The organism is Streptococcus hyovaginalis DSM 12219 (assembly GCF_000420785.1).
GTDB classification, from domain to species: domain Bacteria; phylum Bacillota; class Bacilli; order Lactobacillales; family Streptococcaceae; genus Streptococcus; species Streptococcus hyovaginalis.
In genome coordinates this window covers 1-20,125 of record NZ_ATVP01000005.1, presented here as the reverse complement: position 1 = coordinate 20,125, position 20,125 = coordinate 1, and the positions used below count along the sequence as shown (strand labels likewise).

General features: G+C 40.1%; 17 protein-coding genes. 2 read left to right on the top strand and 15 right to left on the bottom strand.

The annotated features are described in order from the left end of the window. Nucleotides 1-156 precede the first annotated feature (156 nt). The 10 genes from G574_RS0104380 to G574_RS0104335 all read right to left on the bottom strand — a co-directional run bounded on the left by G574_RS0104380 (nucleotide 157) and on the right by G574_RS0104335 (nucleotide 12,605). Nucleotides 157-1,941, bottom strand: a complete 1,785-nt coding sequence (locus G574_RS0104380) for an ABC transporter ATP-binding protein (RefSeq protein WP_029691132.1) — start codon at nucleotides 1,939-1,941, stop codon at nucleotides 157-159. Between the two features lies 1 nt (nucleotide 1,942). Then, nucleotides 1,943-3,649 (bottom strand): ABC transporter ATP-binding protein, encoded by a 1,707-nt coding sequence (locus tag G574_RS0104375; protein ID WP_029691131.1) that lies wholly within the window; start codon nucleotides 3,647-3,649, stop codon nucleotides 1,943-1,945. A gap of 694 nt (nucleotides 3,650-4,343) precedes the next feature. Then, the gene (sufB, locus tag G574_RS0104370; protein ID WP_029691130.1) at nucleotides 4,344-5,762 is read right to left on the bottom strand and encodes a Fe-S cluster assembly protein SufB; all 1,419 of its coding nucleotides are present in this window, start codon (nucleotides 5,760-5,762) and stop codon (nucleotides 4,344-4,346) included. Nucleotides 5,763-5,823: 61 nt separating this feature from the next. Then, nucleotides 5,824-6,249: a Fe-S cluster assembly sulfur transfer protein SufU gene (sufU, locus tag G574_RS0104365; RefSeq protein WP_029691129.1), complete on the bottom strand. Its 426-nt coding sequence runs from the start codon at nucleotides 6,247-6,249 to the stop codon at nucleotides 5,824-5,826. Continuing rightward, the gene (locus G574_RS0104360) at nucleotides 6,236-7,462 is read right to left on the bottom strand and encodes a cysteine desulfurase (RefSeq protein WP_029691128.1); all 1,227 of its coding nucleotides are present in this window, start codon (nucleotides 7,460-7,462) and stop codon (nucleotides 6,236-6,238) included. The genes sufU and G574_RS0104360 overlap by 14 nt, the downstream gene beginning before the upstream one ends. 70 nt (nucleotides 7,463-7,532) lie before the next feature. Further along, nucleotides 7,533-8,795, bottom strand: coding sequence for a Fe-S cluster assembly protein SufD (gene sufD / locus G574_RS0104355; RefSeq protein WP_029691127.1), 1,263 nt, complete (start codon nucleotides 8,793-8,795; stop codon nucleotides 7,533-7,535). A gap of 9 nt (nucleotides 8,796-8,804) precedes the next feature. After that, nucleotides 8,805-9,578 (bottom strand): Fe-S cluster assembly ATPase SufC, encoded by a 774-nt coding sequence (gene sufC / locus G574_RS0104350; RefSeq protein ID WP_029691126.1) that lies wholly within the window; start codon nucleotides 9,576-9,578, stop codon nucleotides 8,805-8,807. Nucleotides 9,579-9,685: 107 nt separating this feature from the next. Next, on the bottom strand, nucleotides 9,686-10,846 hold the full coding sequence (locus G574_RS0104345) for a glycosyltransferase family 4 protein (protein WP_029691125.1): 1,161 nt from the start codon (nucleotides 10,844-10,846) through the stop codon (nucleotides 9,686-9,688). Continuing rightward, nucleotides 10,846-11,613: an adaptor protein MecA gene (gene mecA, locus G574_RS0104340; protein WP_029691124.1), complete on the bottom strand. Its 768-nt coding sequence runs from the start codon at nucleotides 11,611-11,613 to the stop codon at nucleotides 10,846-10,848. Before mecA ends, G574_RS0104345 begins: the two co-directional genes overlap by 1 nt. Nucleotides 11,614-11,765: 152 nt before the next feature. Beyond that, entirely contained in the window at nucleotides 11,766-12,605 is an 840-nt protein-coding gene (locus G574_RS0104335) for an undecaprenyl-diphosphate phosphatase (RefSeq protein ID WP_029691123.1), read from the bottom strand. 183 nt (nucleotides 12,606-12,788) lie between these two features. Here G574_RS0104335 and G574_RS0104330 point away from each other — a divergent pair, with 183 nt between their 5' ends. Both G574_RS0104330 and G574_RS0104325 read left to right on the top strand, forming a co-directional pair. Beyond that, nucleotides 12,789-14,357, top strand: coding sequence for an ABC transporter substrate-binding protein/permease (locus G574_RS0104330; RefSeq protein WP_029691122.1), 1,569 nt, complete (start codon nucleotides 12,789-12,791; stop codon nucleotides 14,355-14,357). Continuing rightward, entirely contained in the window at nucleotides 14,350-15,090 is a 741-nt protein-coding gene (locus G574_RS0104325) for an amino acid ABC transporter ATP-binding protein (protein ID WP_029691121.1), read from the top strand. Before G574_RS0104330 ends, G574_RS0104325 begins: the two co-directional genes overlap by 8 nt. Nucleotides 15,091-15,432: 342 nt before the next feature. Here the strand turns inward: G574_RS0104325 and G574_RS0104320 are convergent, their stop codons facing one another. From G574_RS0104320 to G574_RS11640, 5 genes are all read right to left on the bottom strand, one after another. Further along, nucleotides 15,433-16,332 (bottom strand): SPFH domain-containing protein, encoded by a 900-nt coding sequence (locus G574_RS0104320; protein WP_029691120.1) that lies wholly within the window; start codon nucleotides 16,330-16,332, stop codon nucleotides 15,433-15,435. 306 nt (nucleotides 16,333-16,638) lie between these two features. Beyond that, on the bottom strand, nucleotides 16,639-18,312 hold the full coding sequence (locus G574_RS0104315; RefSeq protein ID WP_029691119.1) for a DAK2 domain-containing protein: 1,674 nt from the start codon (nucleotides 18,310-18,312) through the stop codon (nucleotides 16,639-16,641). Then, the gene (locus G574_RS0104310) at nucleotides 18,312-18,677 is read right to left on the bottom strand and encodes an Asp23/Gls24 family envelope stress response protein (protein ID WP_017769205.1); all 366 of its coding nucleotides are present in this window, start codon (nucleotides 18,675-18,677) and stop codon (nucleotides 18,312-18,314) included. Before G574_RS0104310 ends, G574_RS0104315 begins: the two co-directional genes overlap by 1 nt. Nucleotides 18,678-18,799: 122 nt before the next feature. Further along, a complete protein-coding gene (gene rpmB, locus G574_RS0104305; protein WP_017769206.1) occupies nucleotides 18,800-18,988 on the bottom strand; it encodes a 50S ribosomal protein L28 in 189 nt (62 codons plus the stop codon). A 751-nt stretch (nucleotides 18,989-19,739) separates the two neighbouring features. Beyond that, nucleotides 19,740-20,125 (bottom strand): hypothetical protein (locus tag G574_RS11640; RefSeq protein ID WP_029691501.1); only part of this gene is annotated, 386 nt, incomplete at its 5' end.

Genomic DNA, 20,125 nt, shown 5'->3' with positions numbered 1-20,125 from the left:
CAACAACCTAATTAAGAGATACATACAGACTATTCTAAACCAGCAAAAACTAAACAAGAACTGAACATCAAAACGGATAAGCTACCTTTCCCAACAACAGGGAGATGGCTTATCCGTTTTCTTTTTTGAGTGCGTGTTTCCGAGCAAACCTACAGGTTATTCAAAAACAAACTGGTTGTGGTAGAGTTCAGCATAGAAGCCATTGAGCTTCAAGAGCTCATGATGGTTGCCCTGCTCGATGACCTGACCATCTTTGAGGACAATGATTTCATCTGCATTGAGGATGGTTTTGAGGCGGTGGGCAATGACAAAACTAGTTCGTCCAGCGATAATAGCTTCCATAGCCTTCTGGATTTTTGCCTCTGTTACCGTATCAACGTTTGACGTTGCCTCGTCCAAGATGAGAACTTGCGGATCCGTCAAGAGAGTACGCGCAATCGAGATCAGCTGTTTCTGACCAGTTGAAAAGACATTTTCATCATCGGTCACATAGGTTTCATAGCCGTCTGGCAAGCTCATGATAAAGTCATGGATATGAGTTGCACGCGCAGCCGTTTCTACCATTTCCTGTGAAATAGTCTCGTCACCAAAGCGAATATTGTCCGCAATGGTACCTGAAAAGAGAACGGATTCCTGCAAGACGATACCGACCTTGTCACGCAAGCTATCCAAGTCATAGTCGCGAATATCGCGACCATCAAATGCCACGCTGCCCGCATCCACGTCATAGAAACGGTTGATTAAATTCATGATGGTCGTCTTACCAGAGCCAGTCGGACCAGCGACGGCCACCATCTTGCCTTTCGGAGCTGAAATAGACACATTATTTAAGACTTTTTGACCCGGTAAATAACCAAAGTCGATATTCTTGATTTCCACGCCTTCTTTCAATTCCGTGAACAATGGCGCATTTTGTGGACGAACTTCCTCTGGCTCATCAAACATTTCCTGTACGCGGTGGGCGCCAGTAAAGGCCAGCTGCAATTCTGCCCAGCTAGAGGCAATTTGCATCATGGGCTGATAATATTGTTGTGAATATTGAACAAAGGTTACGACCAGACCTAATGCAACTGCTGTGTCTAAGGATTTGTCATTGAGAACGATAGACGAACCAGCGAAGATAACGATAGCGGTGTTGACTAAGCTCATACCGTTCATAAATGGGAAGAGAATTCCGCCGAAGAGGCGTCCCTTGAAGGTTGTCCGACGCACTTCCTCATTGAGCTCCAAAAAGCCGTCAATCGTTTCTTCCTGTACGCCTTGGACAATGATGGCTTTCTGACCAGAGATTTTCTCATCCATGTAGGCATTGAGCTTAGAAACAGCTGCTTGCTGGAGATTGGTGTACTTGCGTGCTAGATGAATAATAATCACTAAGGCAATCAAAGCAACTGGTGTCGACGCGATCGTAACCAATGCCAAGCGCACATCTTGACGGAACATCATCCAAATCATCCCGATATAGAGGGCGACGTTGGTTACGACCTGGGTCATGGATTGATTAAAGGTGTTTTGAATATTATCCAAATCCGAAGTGAAACGCGATAGAATGTCCCCATCCTTATGACGGTCAAAAAAGGCGATGGTCAACCGTTCCAGCTTACCAAAGAGCCCCTTGCGCATCCTACTGGTTGAATTAGCAATGATTCGCGTAAATAGCAAGCTGTAAATCAAATTGGCAATGACCGTAGAAGCGTAAGCTAGGAACAATTTGAGCATGACGCTATTGAAATCCGCTAAATCTGGTTTAAAGCTAGTCTGTCCCATCTGCTTGGCTACCATGTAAGATTGACCAACTTTCCCCATCTCAGCAATGGCATCTCCCAAGAGGACAGGCGTTTTCACCTGCAAATAGGTCGCTGTCACAATGGCCACAAAAATCACAGTAAAGGATAGTTTATAGCGTTTAAAATAGAACCAAAAGAAACGTAATGTTTTCATTTTAATCTTCTCTTCCTTTCTGTGTTTCATAAATTTCGCGGTAGACGTCATTGGTCGCTACCAACTCTGCATGGGTACCTTGTCCAATCAAGCGTCCTTCATCGAGTACCAAAATCTTATCTGCTTTGACCACGGATGAAATCTTCTGAGCAACGATGACCGTCGTTGTATCTTTTAGGTCATTGTTCAAAGCCTCTTGCACCAATTTCTCAGACTTTGCATCCAAGGCCGAGGTCGAATCGTCCAACACCAAGACTTTAGGATCACCGATAACCCCACGTGCAATAGACATCCGCTGTTTCTGACCACCAGAAAAGTTATTACCCCGCTCTTCGACTTGGCTTTCATAAGTATCATTCAAACGGTCGATAAATTCCTTGGCTTGAGCAATACCTGCGGCCCACTCCAGACGTGTCAAATCCGCCCCAGACGCTCCTTGACGTAGGTTATCTGCGATAGTTCCTGAGAAGAGAATAGCCTTCTGCAAGACGATAGAGACTGTGTTGCGAAGGGTATTTTGATTGACCTCCTTCAAATCGCGACCGCCAATTGAAACTGTCCCTTCCTGTGGGTCAAACAAGCGCGGAATCAGCTGCGCCAGAGTCGATTTCCCTGCCCCTGTCGCTCCAACCACTCCGACCATTTGACCAGGCTCAATCTCAAATGAAATCTGTTTTAGGGTAGCCTCTGTATCGTTTGGATAGGTAAAGCTAACATTGTCAAAGACAATCCGGCCGTCGAGTTCTTCATCGGCAACATCTTCAAAGGCCATGGCCGGCTCCGTATCCAAAATTTCGCTGATACGCTTGATAGAAATGGCTGCACGAGAGGCTTGCATACCCATAAAGCTAGTCATAACGATAGCAAACATGATTTGCATGAGGTAACTCATGAAAGAGGTAAAACTCCCCACCACTTCGACATCTGACTTGACCATTCCAGTAACCAAGTAAAGCGATACAAAAATCGCCATGTAAGAAATAAACATCATCAAGGGTTGCAAAATTGAGAAGCCGTAGCCGATAAAGAGATTCAAATCCAGCAATTCGTTGGAGACTTCTTTAAACTTGTTGTACTGAGTTTTTTCCTGCACAAAAGATTTGACCACGCGGATACCACGCAAATTTTCCTTGGCAATACTGTTCATTTTTTCCATTAGGGTTTGAAATTTACCAAAACGAGGTCCCATTTGGCCCATCACAACTGCCATAATAGCGACAATTAATACAACCATAACGATAATCATCCACCAGAGTTCTGGCAAAGTACGAACGGCCATGATAAAAGCTCCGATAAAAAGCAAGGGAACCCGCATTAAGATAGTGAAGAGCATCATGGTCAAGTTTTGAATTTGCGTCACATCGTTAGTCATACGGACGACCAAGTTCCCCGCATTGAACTCCTCAATATTGGCATAGGAGAAACTTTGAATTTTGCGGAAGGTATCCTCACGCACATCCGCAGAAACTCCCTGCGCAATTTTGGCAGCATTGACAGTATTGGCAAGCCCAGCCAAGAGACCGATTCCTGCGATAATCAAAAGAATTTTTCCGACTCGAAAAATCTCATCCTGGTCATTTAAAAGCACAGCTGTCAGCACATCTTTTAAATAACTAGGTTGTAATAAAGTTGTCAAAACAACTATTGAAGTGAAAACAACCGACGTTAAAGCATGCCACTTATAGCGCAAAATTGCTTTTTTATACATCATTTTTCTCCTTAACATCAAGATATAAAAACCATAAGAAAAGTAGAAGATAGTGGTTTGATACCCTATACCAACACTCCTTCTTTTCAGAACTTGCAACATTATGGTGACACAACCGTTTAAGCTTTCCTACTAGATAACAGCAGTCTCCCACTATTTAACACACATTTTAAAGCTCATCTATGCTTGGGTTCTACAGCATAGCGACATTACAGATTGTAGTCAACCCTCTTTCCATATTCAAGAAGAAGGAACTTAGAACAAGCCACAGCCCCTCACCTCCAACAAAGCCTCCTCTGCCAAAACGATGTCACCTTATCATTTTGTAAAAGATAAGCTACACTTGACGCTTAACTCTATTATTCAGGGCTGATTGAAGGGTACTCGCTTAGTAACTTGTCATTAAAATGGTGTAAACATGAAAGCTATTATAGTTTTCTAGAGAACTACTGTCAAGTGACGCGTTTACTTTCTAATATCTAATCAACCATTTCTGTATCAATCGCTCCAAACTAAAAGAAGGAGAGCCCTGCTCAACTTCTTGTTTACAATCCATTAGAATAAGTTTTTCTGAAAGATAATAAGATTCGCTGACCTGCAAGACTCTCCCAGATTGTATTTAGATGTGAAATTATCATAACTAAATATCTTAGAGCACTCCTCAACTTTTATCTATTGAGGATATTTTTCTACTCTAGCCAACAGATCCTTCCATTTCATAAGAAATCAATCGGTTCAATTCGACGGCGTATTCCATTGGAAGCTCTTTAGTGAAAGGTTCGACAAATCCCATGACAATCATTTCCGTCGCTTCACTTTCAGATAAGCCTCGGCTCATTAAATAAAAGAGTTGTTCTTCTGAAATCTTTGAAACTTTAGCTTCATGTTCTAGAGCCACTTGAGAATTATGAATTTCATTAAATGGAATCGTATCTGATTTAGATAAATCATCCATCAAAATCGTGTCACACTCAATATGGCTGACAGACTTTTTAGATTTTTTATTGAAAGTAACCTGTCCACGATAATTAACGGCTCCCCCACCTTTAGCAATGGATTTGGAAACAATCGAGGATGAGGTATGAGGAGCATTGTGAATCATTTTAGCACCTGTGTCCTGGTGTTGACCTTTATTGGCAAAGGCAATGGATAACATAGTCCCACGCGCACCTTCTCCATCCAAGTATACGGATGGGTATTTCATGGTGGTCTTAGCACCAAGGTTACCATCAATCCATTCAACTGTTGCGTTCTTAAGGGCTTTGGCACGTTTTGTCACTAAGTTATAAACATTATCAGACCAATTTTGAATAGTTGTATAACGCATATAGGCGCCTTCAAGAGAAAAGATTTCAACAATCGCGGCATGAAGGCTATTTGACGAATAGGTCGGTGCTGTACAACCTTCAACGTAATGTACGCTAGCCCCTTCATCAACGATAATCAACGTACGTTCAAATTGTCCAGTATTTTCGTTATTGATACGGAAATAGGTTTGAAGAGGAATGTCACATTTGACCCCTTTAGGAACATAGATAAAAGTACCTCCTGACCATACTGCTGAATTTAAAGCAGCCAATTTATTATCAGTCGGTGGAACGAGTTTAGCAAAATACTGTTTGAAAAGATCAGGGTACTCTTTCAAAGCAGAATCAGTATCCGTAAAGATGATACCCAACTTTTCAAACTCTTCTTTCATATTATGATAAACGACCTCAGATTCATACTGCGCTGCAGCTCCTGCGAGATAAGCACGTTCTGCCTCAGGAATACCAATTCGATCAAAAGTTTCTTTGATTTTTTCAGGCACATCATCCCAAGAACGGGCCGGCTTATCTGATGGTTTTTGATAATAAATAATATCATCAAAATCAATATCTGATAAATCAGGTCCCCAATCTTGCATTGGCATGTTATTGAAAGTTTCCAGTGATTTGAGACGGAATTCTAACATCCATTCTGGTTCACCTTTGGCGGCAGATAATGCTCTTACCACTGCTTCACTAAGACCTTTCCCCGTTGACAAGATAGGTTCCACATCATCGTGAAAGCCAAATTTATAGTCACCTAAGTCAATCGGTTTGGGTTGTACGGTTTCATTTTTTTCTGACATAAAAATACCAATCTTCTCTTTTGTTTTACTCTTAAGCCTAACACTTTATGACGGATTCACCCTATTCTTCAGATAGGACTTCTGTTAAGGCATTCCAAGATAAGGTAGCACACTTAATCCGTTGAGGAAATTTGGATACCCCGGCTAAAAAAGCGGCATCTCCTAATGCTTTTTGACGATCATCTTGTTGTCCTTGAACCATTTCTGAAAAAATATGAGCAAGCTCTAACGCCTCTTGCTTCGTCTTATGCAAGACAAGATCTGTCATCATACTCGACGATGCCACTGAAATACTACAGCCATGTCCTTCAAAAGCAATGTCACTGATGACGTCCTGATCGTATTTCAGCGATAGGAAAATCACATCTCCGCAGGTCGGATTGTGTAGGGAAATAGTTTCCCCCTCAACCTTACCATAATGGTGAGGTGCTTTTGAATGTTCTGTTACAACAGCCATATAAAGATTCTGTAGTTTAGAAAGTCCCATTAAAAAACTCCTTTGTTGCTCTAATCGCTTGAATCAACTTATCGCAATCTTCCTTAGTGTTGTAACAATATAAACTAGCTCTTACCGCTGATTCAATGCCCAGGTAATGAAGCAAGGGTTGCGCACAGTGATGGCCTGCTCTGACTGCAATCCCTTGGTAATCTAAGGCCGTCGCCACATCATGTGGGTGTAAGCCTTTGAGATTAAAGGAAAATACAGCTACACGTCCCTGGCTGTTATTTGGACCATAGAGTTCTAAGCCGTCAATAGCTTTTAATTGTGGCAAAAGATAATCTACCAGTTCTTGCTCATGCTTTTGAATAGCAGACATACCCAAATGCTCGAGATAGCTTATTGCTTGCGCTAAGCCTATCGCTCCTGAAATATTGGGAGTTCCGGCTTCAAACTTCCACGGCAAAGCTTTCCAACTGGCTTCTTGCTCCCCTACAAAATCAATCATTTCACCACCAAATTCTATCGGAGGCATTTTTTCTAAAATAGCTTCTTTACCATATAGAACACCAATACCTGTTGGCCCTAACATCTTATGACCAGAAAAAGCTAGAAAATCACAATTGATGTCTTGAACATCAACCGCTAGATGCGGAACAGATTGAGCACCGTCGACGACGACATAAGCCCCAAATTGATGAGCCAAGGCTGCGATGTCTTTTATGGGATTGACACAGCCCAATACGTTAGACACATGAGTCAAACTGACAAATTTCGTCTGTTCTGTCAGTTTATTCTTCAAGTCCGCTAAATCAAGCGCATCATCTTTGAGATAGATGTAGCGTAACTCCGCCCCCGTTTGCCGACAAGCTTCTTGCCAAGGTATGATATTGGAATGATGCTCCATAATAGAGATAATGACGTTATCACCAGGTTGTAAAACTGTTTTCGCAAATTGTGCCACCCAATTTAAAGCTGTCGTAGTCCCCCGCGTAAATAAAACTTCCTTGGACGATTTCGCACCAATGAAGTCAGCAACTCGTTGACGACTTGCCTCATACTTGCGAGTAGCTCTTTCTGCTAAGGTGTGAACTCCTCTGTGAACATTGGCATTATCCCATTGATAGTAATGAGACAGACGATCAATAACCACTTGAGGTTTTTGGCTTGTCGCTGCACTATCTAGATAGACCAAGGATTCATCATTAACGCGTTGATTTAATATCGGAAAATCCTGACGTAGGCCATTAAAATCTATCAAAATATTTCCTCCTTGCGCGCTAGGCGCTTCTATCTCTTCAAAAACGATATTCTTCACTTCGGGTTATAGACTAACTTTTATCCAGTTTTTTATCTAAGACGACAATTAGGTCTCGGCGTACCTCTTTACTTGGAATCTCTGTAATCACTGCCCCTAGGAAACCACGAATTACTAAACGCTCAGCCGTTTCTTTATCGATACCTCTACTCATGAGATAATACATATCTTCGGCATCTACTTGACCAATTGATGCCGCATGACCAGCTGATACCTCATTTTCATCAATCAAAAGAATAGGATTAGCATCTGAGCGTGCCTTATCAGACAACATCAAGACGCGACTTTCTTGTTGAGCATCAGCGCCTTTAGCCCCTTTGACAATATGGCCAATGCCATTAAAAGTCAACGTGCCACGTTCTAAAATAACACCATGTTGCAGGATATGACCAACAGAATACTTGCCGTAGTTGGTCACACGTGTATCGATCCCTTGAATTTGACGTCCTGACGAGACTGCAATAACCTTAAGATTGGCATGACTTCCCTCACCATAAAGATCTGAATCAAAATCACCAATAACCATTCCTTCATTCATAACCCCCATAGCCCAATCAACCGAACTATTATGGTCATGTTTAACACGACGACTGATATAGGCGGTAACGTTTTCACCAAGTCTATCAATAGCCGAATAGGAGATTTGGCTACCACTACCTGCGATAATTTCGACAGAAATATTGGCACTTGCCTTTTCCGAGTATTCTCCGATACTTTCAAAGCGTTCAATGTAACTAAATTTGGTATTCTTACCTGCGATGATTAGCACATGCTTGTTAAAGGGTACGTCACTGTCACTATCCTGGAGATAAATTCCTTCTAGAGGCTTCTCAATTTCCATATTATCGGGAACATAGAGAACAGCAGCACTATTAAAATAGGCATAGTTGTAAGCTGACAATTTATCTTCGTCATAAGCCAAAGCCGATCCAAAATATTTTTCCACAACTTGAGGAATCTCCTCCAAAGCCGACTGCAAATCTGTAAAGACTAAACCTTGTTTAATCAAATCTGCCGGAAGTTGTTCAAGAAGCGTTTGCGTCCCTACTTGAACTAGTTTAGGATTGTTCCCTAAGGCTGTAAAATCAGGAATATTAGCCGTAGCATCATTTTCTGAAATAGTGGCATCACCCAAATTCCAACGATGAAATCGCACCCTTTCAATGGAAGGTAAAGGTAAGGTTTCGATTTTATCAAAGGCAGCTAGGCGACGTTCTTGTAACCAAATAGGCTCTGCTTTTGCTTGAGAAAAGTTTAGAATCGCTTGTTTACTCATAAGAACTCCTTAATCTAACTCTTCGTGGTACTCGATACCTAGCTCGTCTGCAACTTTGACATATCCTTCTTTTTCCAAACGTTCTGCCAACTCAGGTCCACCTGAAAGCACAATACGGCCGTCCATCATGACATGAACAATATCTGGCGTAATGTAGTTAAGAAGGCGTTGATAGTGCGTGATAATCATAGCACCAAAGCCTTCGCCACGCATTTCATTGACACCTTTTGAAACAACTTTTAGGGCATCAATATCAAGACCAGAGTCAATCTCATCAAGAAGAGCAAATTTAGGTTCAAGCATGAGCAGTTGTAAAATCTCATTACGCTTTTTCTCGCCACCTGAGAAGCCTTCGTTGAGGTAACGCTCTGCCATTTCCTCTTTCATTCCCAGAAGCTCCATCTTTTGATCCAATTTAGTGATAAAATCACGGACAGAAATTTTATTCTCATCTTCTTTACCAGCATTCATAGCCGCACGGATAAACTCTGCATTGGTGATTCCTGGAATTTCAGATGGATACTGCATAGCTAAAAATAAGCCTAGCTGGGCACGCTCGTCCACTTCAAGATCCAAAATATTTTGGCCATCAAAGAGGACTTCACCCTCTGTAACGTCATAATTGGGGTTTCCCATAATAGCAGCTGATAGGGTCGATTTCCCCGTTCCGTTGGGCCCCATAATTGCAGCAATTTCTCCTGTTTTTAAGGTCAAATTGAGCCCTTTTAAGATTTCCTTATCTTCGATAGACACATGAAGGTTTTTAATTTCAAGTACAGACATGGTTGCTCCTTTTTGTATACTTTTAATGCTCAGCTAAGAAAACTAAACATCATTTTCAATCCATTTTATTGTAACAAAAAAAGCCAATAAAGGGCTTTCTTCGAGATTTATTTTTTCTTTTTATCCTGCCACTCTTTCAGAGTTGTTTGTCGATAATCACTATTACCAATGAATTTAAGCACGTTAAACAAGGGCGTGCGATGTTCTCCCCATATTTCCAAACTTTCAATCAGAACTTCTAAGGCAAATAGGAGACCTGTTATCAATAAAATACCACCTAATCTACTTGAAATATTCAATAAGAGTGCAATCAAAGAAAAAATAATGGCAATCCCATAGACCACAAGAACAGCCCCACGATGGGTAAAACCCATCGCTAATAAACGATGATGGAGATGCATCTTATCAGCATCTGTGATCTTTCGACCCGATAGTTTGCGACGTACGATAGCCACCGCGGTGTCAACAATAGGAACCCCTAAAATAATTACAGGAGTCACAACCGCTACGGCCGTTGCATTTTTCAATCCTTGTAAGGACAAGACTCCTACCATAAAACCAAGAAAAAGGGCACCGGTATCCCCACCATATATGATCGCAGGATGATAATTGTAAGGAAAGAAACCTAAGATCGCCGCGATTAACAGGAAGATTGTCATGGTCAAAAACAAATCAACTTGTGGCAAGAAGAAATAGGAGACAAGCCCCATTGTTCCTAAAGAAATCATGGAGACACCTGTCACTAAACCATCTAAACCATCAATTAAATTAATCGCATTGGTGATGGAAATGATCCAAAGTAGTGTCAAGATAAAAGTCACTATCGGTCCAAAAGACAGCATAGGGCCCCCAAAAGGAATCTTGAAACTATCAAAATGAAAATCTGTAAAAACCCAAATAATAAGCGCTCCGACAACAATACCTAACATTTTCGTTTTAGGTGATATTTCGAAAATATCATCAAAATAACCCGTTAGAGTGACAACTGTTGCACCAGCAAGAACGGGGAAAATATAGTCAAAGTAAGGGATCTCGCTCTTTACACTGACTGTGAGTCTCGGCAAGACGAATAAAGCAATGATCAAAAAAGCTAAAAAAATAGCCAATCCACCCGCACTAGGCATGGTTACCTTATTAATCCGCCTTGCATTAGGCTCATCAACAGCACCTACACGAAACGATATAAAACGGACCAATGGTGTTAAAATTAAGGATAACAAAAAGGCGCCAATAAGGGCTAGAACAAATTCCAATGTAAATGGTAACATTAGTTCACCCTAACACCCTCTAATATTTGGATAGCAGTCCCTTCCAATAAACGAACACCATGTTCTTGGAGGTAAGCACGTGTTTTTAAACCTTCGCGACTATATTCTAACAATCTTGAATGAATCAAGTCAGCATAATAAGCAGGTTTGTCCTCGAGACCAACTAATACTGTCATATAATACTGCCCAAAAAGTTTATACAATTCAGAAGCTTCAACCTCAAAATCAATCGCTTTTGAAAATCTAACAGCCTCTTTAACTGTTGAAAATATCAGAACATAGTGAGTATACTCCGGTGTATCCAAAGCATCGTCCTCTTCGGATACGGGATCAGAGGTTTGTTCAGATGCTGCCATAGCATCTGTCATTGCTGACTCAACCATATCTTCCATTTGTTTTAGTTTTTTATGGGCATCTACATCCCCTTTCTCCAACATCGACTTTTCCAATGTCTTAAAAAATTCTTCCGGTGACATTTGCGAAACATCGCCAAGATCCGCCAAATCTTCAAAATTAAGGTCTTTATCAATCTCAGACTTTGTCACAAAAACATCTAAGCGATCCTTTTTGGGCGTCACCCTGAAACTGAGCATGCCACTGTTTTTAAAATTATCGGGCAAATCCAACTCATCCATAACGGTATAAAAAAATTCTTCCGTTTTTTCTTGTGGAATCAAGAAATCTTTCAACTCCATTCCCCGTTCTTCTAAGTCTTCCATACTAATTGTAATTTTTAGCGTCGTTTCGCTAATTTGTTTCATTTCCATTTAAGATACCTCATACGTGTATTGCTATCTATTATACTAAAAATAAGCACTCTTTTCAATTTTCCTCCAGACACAAAAAGAATTCGAAACAAAAGCTGTTCCAAATTCTTCATTTAATATGTGGCATAACTAGTCCCTAGCAACAGCACACCTTACAGTATGGTGCGTACAAGGACATAAGCAATGAGAACCAAGCCCAAAACAATCCGATATTTCCCAAATACAGTGAAATCATGTTTCTTAACATAGTCTGTTAAAAATTTAATCGCATACAAACTCACTAGAAAGGCAGTAACACTAGCGACAAGTAAAATCAGAACTTGCGACCAATTCAAAACGTTGCCGTCTAGGAAAAATTTAACCGCTTTGAGTCCACTATACCCAAACATGGTAGGAATTGCTAAGAAAAAGGTAAAATCAGCTGCTACAGATCGACTCATTCCTAAAATAATGGCACCTAGAATCGTCGCCCCTGATCGACTGGTTCCAGGCACAATGGCCAAAACCTGAAACAAACCAATAAAGAGAGCCGTTTGGTAGGTCATGGCAGAAAGATCTGTCACCTTAGGAGTGAGCCCGTGATTGCGACGTTCAATAACAATAAAGGCAATCCCGTAAACAATAAGTGCCATTGCCACGGGCACCATTTTATTAAAATGCGCTTCAAACCAGTCGTCAAAAGGTAGTGCCACCGCTACAGATGGGATACAGGCAATTGCAACTTTCAACCATAACTGCCAAGTACTCTGTACCTGTTTAGCTGTTTTTCCGGGTTGAAAAGGATTCAATCTTTCAAAATAGATTACAATAACAGCTAGAATCGCACCCAATTGGATAACGATATTAAACATGTCAATAAAGTCTTTAGACTGATTAAATGTAATGAATTCTTGAACGAGAATCAAGTGCCCCGTACTTGAAACAGGTAACCATTCCGTTAACCCTTCTACAATACCATAAAAAATAGCTTTTAGTAATTCAATAAATAACATGATAACTCCTTTTAGGATAATTTCCTTATCATTATATCAAAACTTGGAAAAAATAGAGTAAACCATTCTATTTCTTAATCACATCTTTGCATATTTATTCCGAATCTAAAGCACTTTCATATTGAAATAGGGTCTTCTTTCTTGTAAAATAGGTAGATACAAATAAAAAAATAGGAGTCTTTTATGAAAAAGATCTTTTTAGTTTGCTTTGCAACGCTGCTCCTCTTATTTACAGGAGCTACTCAAGCACAAGCAGATGAATACCTACGTGTCGGCATGGAGGCTGCCTATGCTCCTTTTAACTGGACACAAGAAGATGACTCAAATGGTGCTGCCCCTATCGAGGGAACCAATCAATACGCCAATGGTTACGACGTCCAAGTGGCGCAAAAAATTGCCGACAAGATGGGGAAAAAACTCCTAGTCGTTAAAACCAAGTGGGAAGGACTCGTTCCAGCTCTTACTTCAGGTAAAATTGACATGATTGCTGCTGGGATGAGCCCTACAGAAGAGCGTAAAAAAGAAATCGCCTTCTCTGATAGCTATTACACTAGCGAACCTGTTATCGTTGTTTCTAAAGATGGTAAGTACGCTAATGCTAAAACACTCAACGATTTCAAAGGGGCAAAAGTAACAGCCCAGCAAGGTGTTTGGCACGTTGATTTACTTCCTGCACTAGAGGGAGCTGATCCTCAAACACCGATGGGAGATTTCTCTCAAATGCGCCAAGCCCTATCATCAGGGGTTATCGATGCTTACATTTCTGAACGTCCAGAAGCCCTAACTGCCGAGGAAGCCAATAGCAACTTCAAAATGCTCGTTCCTAAGCCAGGTTTCGAAGTCGAGGAGTCCAATGCTGCTACCGCTGTCGGTATGCGCAAAGGGGACGATCGCATCGTACAGGTCAATCAAGTTTTAGCAACAATCTCTGAAGAAGAACGTATCCAACTCATGGATCGTATGATTGCTGAACAACCCTCTGAAACATCGGATGCACAAGCGCCAAAAAGTTTCTTTGCTCAAGTTGCTGACATTGTCAAAAACAACTGGAAACAACTTCTTCGAGGAACTGGCATTACTCTCTTAATTTCAATTCTGGGGACCATTATCGGGACTATTATTGGACTTCTAATTGGTGTTTATCGTACGGCTCCTAAAGCTAGCAATAAAGCATTAGCTATCCTCCAAAAACTCTTTGGTTGGTTACTAAATGTCTATATTGAAGTTTTCCGTGGTACGCCAATGATTGTACAAGCCATGGTTATCTACTACGGTACTGCCCAAGCTTTCGGAGTTTCACTTGACCGTACCCTAGCAGCTATTTTCATCGTCTCTATCAATACAGGTGCCTACATGAGTGAGATTGTTCGCGGTGGTATCTTTGCTGTTGATAAGGGACAGTTTGAGGCAGCTACAGCCCTTGGTTTTAATCATAACCAAACCATGCGTAAAATTGTATTGCCTCAGGTTGTCCGCAATATCTTGCCTGCAACTGGTAATGAGTTTGTTATTAATATCAAGGACACCTCTGTCCTCAACGTTATCTCTGTAGTTGAGCTTTACTTCTCAGGTAATACTGTCGCTACACAAACTTATCAATATTTCCAAACCTTCACAGTGATAGCTGTCATCTACTTCGTATTAACCTTCACTGTGACACGTATCCTCCGTTTCATCGAAAGACGAATGGATGTCGATACCTATACAACAGGTGCCAACCAAATGCAAATCGAGGAGGTCTCTCATGACTAATCCCATTTTAGAAATCAGACATCTTAAAAAATCCTTTGGTCATAATGAAGTATTAAAAGATATTTCTCTAAGTATCAATAAGGGCGAAGTCATTTCGATTATCGGATCATCAGGATCAGGAAAATCTACTTTTCTACGCTCAATCAATCTCCTTGAAGAACCAACTGAAGGTCATATCCTTTATCACGGCGAAAATGTCCTTAAAAAAGGATACGATCTTACAACCTACCGTGAAAAACTTGGTATGGTCTTTCAATCCTTTAATTTATTTGAAAATCTGAACGTTCTTGAAAATGCTATTGTAGCACAAACAACCGTTCTCAAACGCAACCGCACCGAAGCTGAGACCATCGCTAAAACTAACCTTGAAAAAGTTGGCATGGGAGAACGTTACTGGAAAGCACGCCCTAGTCAATTATCAGGTGGGCAAAAACAGCGTGTCGCCATCGCTCGTGCCCTCTCAGTTGACCCAGAAGCCATCCTCTTTGATGAACCAACATCTGCTCTTGACCCAGAGATGGTCGGAGAGGTTCTTAGAACCATGCAAGACCTAGCCAAATCAGGATTAACCATGATTATCGTTACCCACGAGATGGAATTTGCTAAGGAAGTTTCTGACCGCGTCATCTTTATGGACAAAGGTATCATCGCTGAAGAGGGAACCCCTCAACAAATTTTTGAAAACCCACAAGAAGAGCGAACCAAGGAATTCTTAAAACGTTTCTTAAAATAAATGATCAAAAAATGGCTTACCTTTACGTGAGAGATAAACCCTTCTTAAAAGCAGTATCGAAGCTCTTAGAAGCGACTACATTTGTCGCTTCTAAGAGCTTTTTGTTATGACATGATACTACTCAAAAATTTGCAGTAGTAGCAAAACTACTTTACTAGTGAAACGATTCCCCATCAAAAAAGACTGAAAAGCCTTAAGCATTTTCAGTCTTTGAACGTAGATAAGCTACATTTTGACAACATATTCTCAGCAGTTCTGTTAAAAATGGTATCTAGAAAGCCAGAAATTAAAGAAAAGCCCTAAACGACCACTTATTCAATCTTCGCGAGACTAATAGCATTTCTACTTATTCTTAGTAGCTTTCAAAGCAGACAATATTTGAGTTCTGATATCATCAACACCGTTTGGTGTATTCGGTAAGAAAATGGTCTGATTGCCACTTGATGCAAATGTATTTAAAGTATCAAGGTATTGGTTCGTTAAAAGAATAGACATAATTTCTTCTTCACTCAAACTAATATTGGCATCTTTTAATTCTTGGATAGATTCTGCCAACCCATCCACAATCGCCTTACGTTGTTGAGCAATACCAACACCATGCAAGCGATCCTTTTCTGCTTCTGCCGATGCGGCTGTCACGATCTTGATTTTATCAGCTTCAGCTAACTCCTGAGCAGCCACGCGTTTACGTTGGGCAGCATTAATTTCATTCATGGATTGCTTAACTTCAGCGTCCGGTTCCACCTTAGTGATCAAAGTTTTGACAATGATATATCCGTAGGTTGACATTTCCTCTGCCACTTGATGTTGTACTTCCAAGGCAATTTCATCTTTTTTCTCAAATAACTCATCTAAAGTTAATTTTGGTACTGATGAACGCAGAGCGTCTTCGATATATGACTTAATTTGTGCTTCTGGCTTCATTAATTTATAATAAGCATCAATCACATTTTGTTCATTCACACGATATTGCGTGGCAACGTTTAAGGTAACAAAAACATTATCTTTAGTCTTTGTCTCAACAACGATATCACTCTGCAATAAGCGTAGTTGCACACGCGCGGCAATCTTATCAATTCCAAAAGGGAGCCTCACATGAATACCGCTAGTCGCAATTTTTTGGTATTTCCCAAAGCGTTCAATGATAGCAACCGACTGCTGTCGAACCACATATAATGTACTCACTATAATGGTAACAATAACAATAAGAAGAATCAGATTAAATACTAGTGCTAAAGCCATTATAAAAACCTCCTAAAAACAAATTCATACTGTCATTATACCAATTGTGAAAATAGTGTCAATCATTACTTTATCGTCTCAAGTATTTATTAAACGTGGAAACGCAACTCTGCTTAACTATATTACAATACTTGAAAGAACGAGAGAGATAAGTTCTACAGTCTTTTGATCTCAAAAGACTTATCAGATGTTCTTTTTAAAAATGATAGGGGAAAAAATATTTATTTACCAGTCTTTCAAAAATGAAACAATAAAAGAGAGAACCGATAAGATTCTCCCTTTTTGTTAAGATTAGGTAATACTTCGTTACTCAACACTCATAAGGTATGGATAAACTGGCTGGTCACCTTGATGAATTTCGACTTCGACATCCTCATGAGTTTCCTCAAGTTTCTCAGCAATAGTATCCGCTAACGCTTGATCACCATCTTCACCAATATAGATAGTCACAATCTCGCTATCTTCATCTAACATCTTTTCAAAAGTTGACAGAAGGGCAACTTCCATATCTGGCGTCGATACTAAAATCTTACCATCGACCATCCCCAAAACATCATTTTCATGAATTTCAAGTCCATCAATGGTCGTATCTCGAACGGCTAAAGTCACGCTTCCGCTGACAACATCTGAAAGACTCGCCGACATGGCTACTGTGTTATCTTTCAAAGTTTTTGACGGATCAAAAGCTAACAAGCTCGTCAACCCTTGAGGAACTGTACGTGTCTCAACAACCGCTGCTGGAATATCCACGACATCCGCCGCTGACTGTGCTGCCATAAAAATATTTTTATTATTTGGTAAAATAATGACATTCTTGGCATTCACTTGCTCAATGGCTTTGACAATATCCTCAGTAGAAGGATTCATTGTCTGGCCACCAGAAATCACGTGATCAACACCTTGAGCTTTGAAAATCTCTGCCAATCCTTCACCGGCAACAACTGCAATTAAGCCAAATTCTTTTTCTTCTTTAGATGTTTCAGGAACCGTTGGAGCAGCTGTTTTTTCAAGCACCTCGTCGTGCTGATTACGCATATTATCAACTTTAACCTTAACTAAAGAACCATATTTGAGTCCTTCTTGCATTACCAGACCAGGATCTTCTGTATGAACATGGACTTTCACGATTTCATCATCGTTGACCACTAACAAGGAATCTCCCAAGCCACTCAAATAGCCCTGGAACTCTTCATAGTTAAACTCTTTGACATAAGTCGGACCTTTACCTAGGGCTACCATGATTTCAGTACAGTAGCCAAAGGTAATGTCTTCTGTAGCTACATGTCCAGCAACTGACTTATGATGCTCTGCATTAATCATTTCAGTCATAGTAGCAGGAGTTGCTTGGAAGTCATCTGAAGCCAAATACTCACCTGTCAAAGCAGATAAAAAGCCTTCATATATATATACCAAACCTTGACCACCCGAATCTACAACACCAACTTCTTTAAGAACAGGTAATAAGTCCGGTGTTTTAGCAAGAGCAGCCTTTGCTCCTTCCAAAGCAGCACGCATAACTTCTGTCGCATCATTGGAGGTTTCAGCTTTTTTGAGTGCTGCTGTTGCAGCGCCACGAGAGACTGTAAGAATTGTACCTTCTACCGGTTTCATGACCGCTTTATAGGCAACTTCAACACCTGATTGGAAGGCATTGGCCAAAGCTTGACCATCTAGTTCATCCAATTCTTTGATGCTTTGCCCAAAACCTCTAAAGAGTTGTGACGTAATGACACCAGAATTACCGCGAGCTCCCATCAAAAGTCCCTTAGATAAGATTTGACCGACCTGTCCGACAGTCGTTGCAGGTTTGTCTGCAACTTCTTTTGCACCATTATCCATTGTCATTCCCATATTGGTACCTGTATCACCATCTGGAACAGGGAAGACGTTTAGGGAATTAACATACTCAGTTTGTTTACCAAGTCTCGTGGCTGCTGCTTGAACCATCTCTTGGAATAAACTTGTTGTAATATTTGACACTACTCTTCTCCTACAACCTTAATATTTTGAACATAAACATTCACTGTCTCAGCCGAGATCCCTAGCTGATTTTCTAAATTAAACTTAACTCGTTCTTGAATATTTTTAGAAACCTCACTGATCTTGACACCATAGCTCATCACAGTATAAACATCCACAGAAATACCTGCTTCCGTAGATTTGACAACCACTCCTTTTGAATAGTTTTCTTTACGAAGCAAAGCTTGAAAATTATCTTTTATAGCACTTTTACTGGCCATACCGACAACACCAAAAATCTCAGTTGCCGAACCTCCAACGACTGTCGCAATAACATCGTCTAGGAGTTCAATTTGACCATCTTTTGTATTGATTTTTACAGTCATAGTTGACTACCTCTCAAGTTTTTATCACTTCATTCTACCACAATCACAACACTTTGTAAAAAGGATACCGTTTCACTCATCAATAAAAAAGACCGGACTTTGATATCCAGTCTCTTCATTTATTAAACGCGCTCAACTTTACCTGATTTAAGGGCACGAGCTGAAGCCCAAACTTTTTTAGGTTTACCGTCAATAAGAACAGTAACTTTTTGAAGATTTGGTTTTGCAGTACGTTTTGTTTTGTTCATCGCGTGTGAACGGTTGTTAGCTGACATAGTCTTACGACCTGTAAAATAACATACTTTAGCCATTTCGTGTTTTCCTCCTACGTAGAATATGTTTGGATGTGCTAGCACCACATACCTTACTATTATAGCAGAACTCCTCATCCAAGACAAGTCTTTCTTACCTATTCCTTCTAAAAAAAGGAGTTCTGAACTTTGAGGAGAGCACTTCGTCCTTAGAATCAATCATAAGTAGGGCACAACCTTTGTCTATTAACTGAGATAAGTGTGATTGTCTACCGATGCTATTATCAAAGCACCTCAAGATTTTCTTACAACTTCATGCTTCACATTGGTTCCAACTAGCTCAACTTACTGTCGGTAAGTCTCATTCCAAATTCATTAGCAATATCATTGAGACACTCCAGAAATAGAGCCCTAGTCTTATGAAAATAGCTACGTTTTCTGTTACAACATTGAATCCCAAAGTTAGCCTAACTAAATTTAATATGATGTTCAAAACGTCTGATTTCAAGTTTTGTATCTTATGATAAAAAAAACAGAAGACAGTTTGACGAAGACTATTATTCAATCGTCAATTTCTCTTCTCGGTTCCCTTTACGTTTTTATTTATGCCGATTGCAGTCAATTTTGCGTTAAAATAAGTAAAAATATAAAACATAAATGGCGTTAAATCAAGGTTTTTCCATATAGTCGGGTGTATGAAAATAATTGTTTTTGAACAAATTTTGAACAAATATTAAGGCTAAAAAAATCTTCCTACAATTAAGTAAGAAGATTTTTTATGTGGCTTGTAAGAAATCGCTATACTCAGATCCTAGAACTTTTCAATTAGAAAAACGCCATCAACATATTTTAACGTATAATATCTTGTAAATGAGTCAGTAGTACTTGGTCTACCATCAGTATAATTTGTTGTCGTTGTATAATTCAATGTAAATGTTATGGTATCGTTTGTATACTGAAAGTCTGTTATACTGTCGGTTGTGGAATCATAAGATTTTATACCGTCTTTTGCCGATTGATTAAGAATGTAGTCTACTGTCTCTAAGTAATAACTATTATCCTTAGAAGTAAAACTATCAGCAATATAATCTTTTCTCTCTGCCAGTGATCTATTGACATCCTTTCGATACTTTTCAATAGTATCAACAGCATAAGCCATCATGTAATCTTTTTCAGTTGCTATACCCATCGGATTTT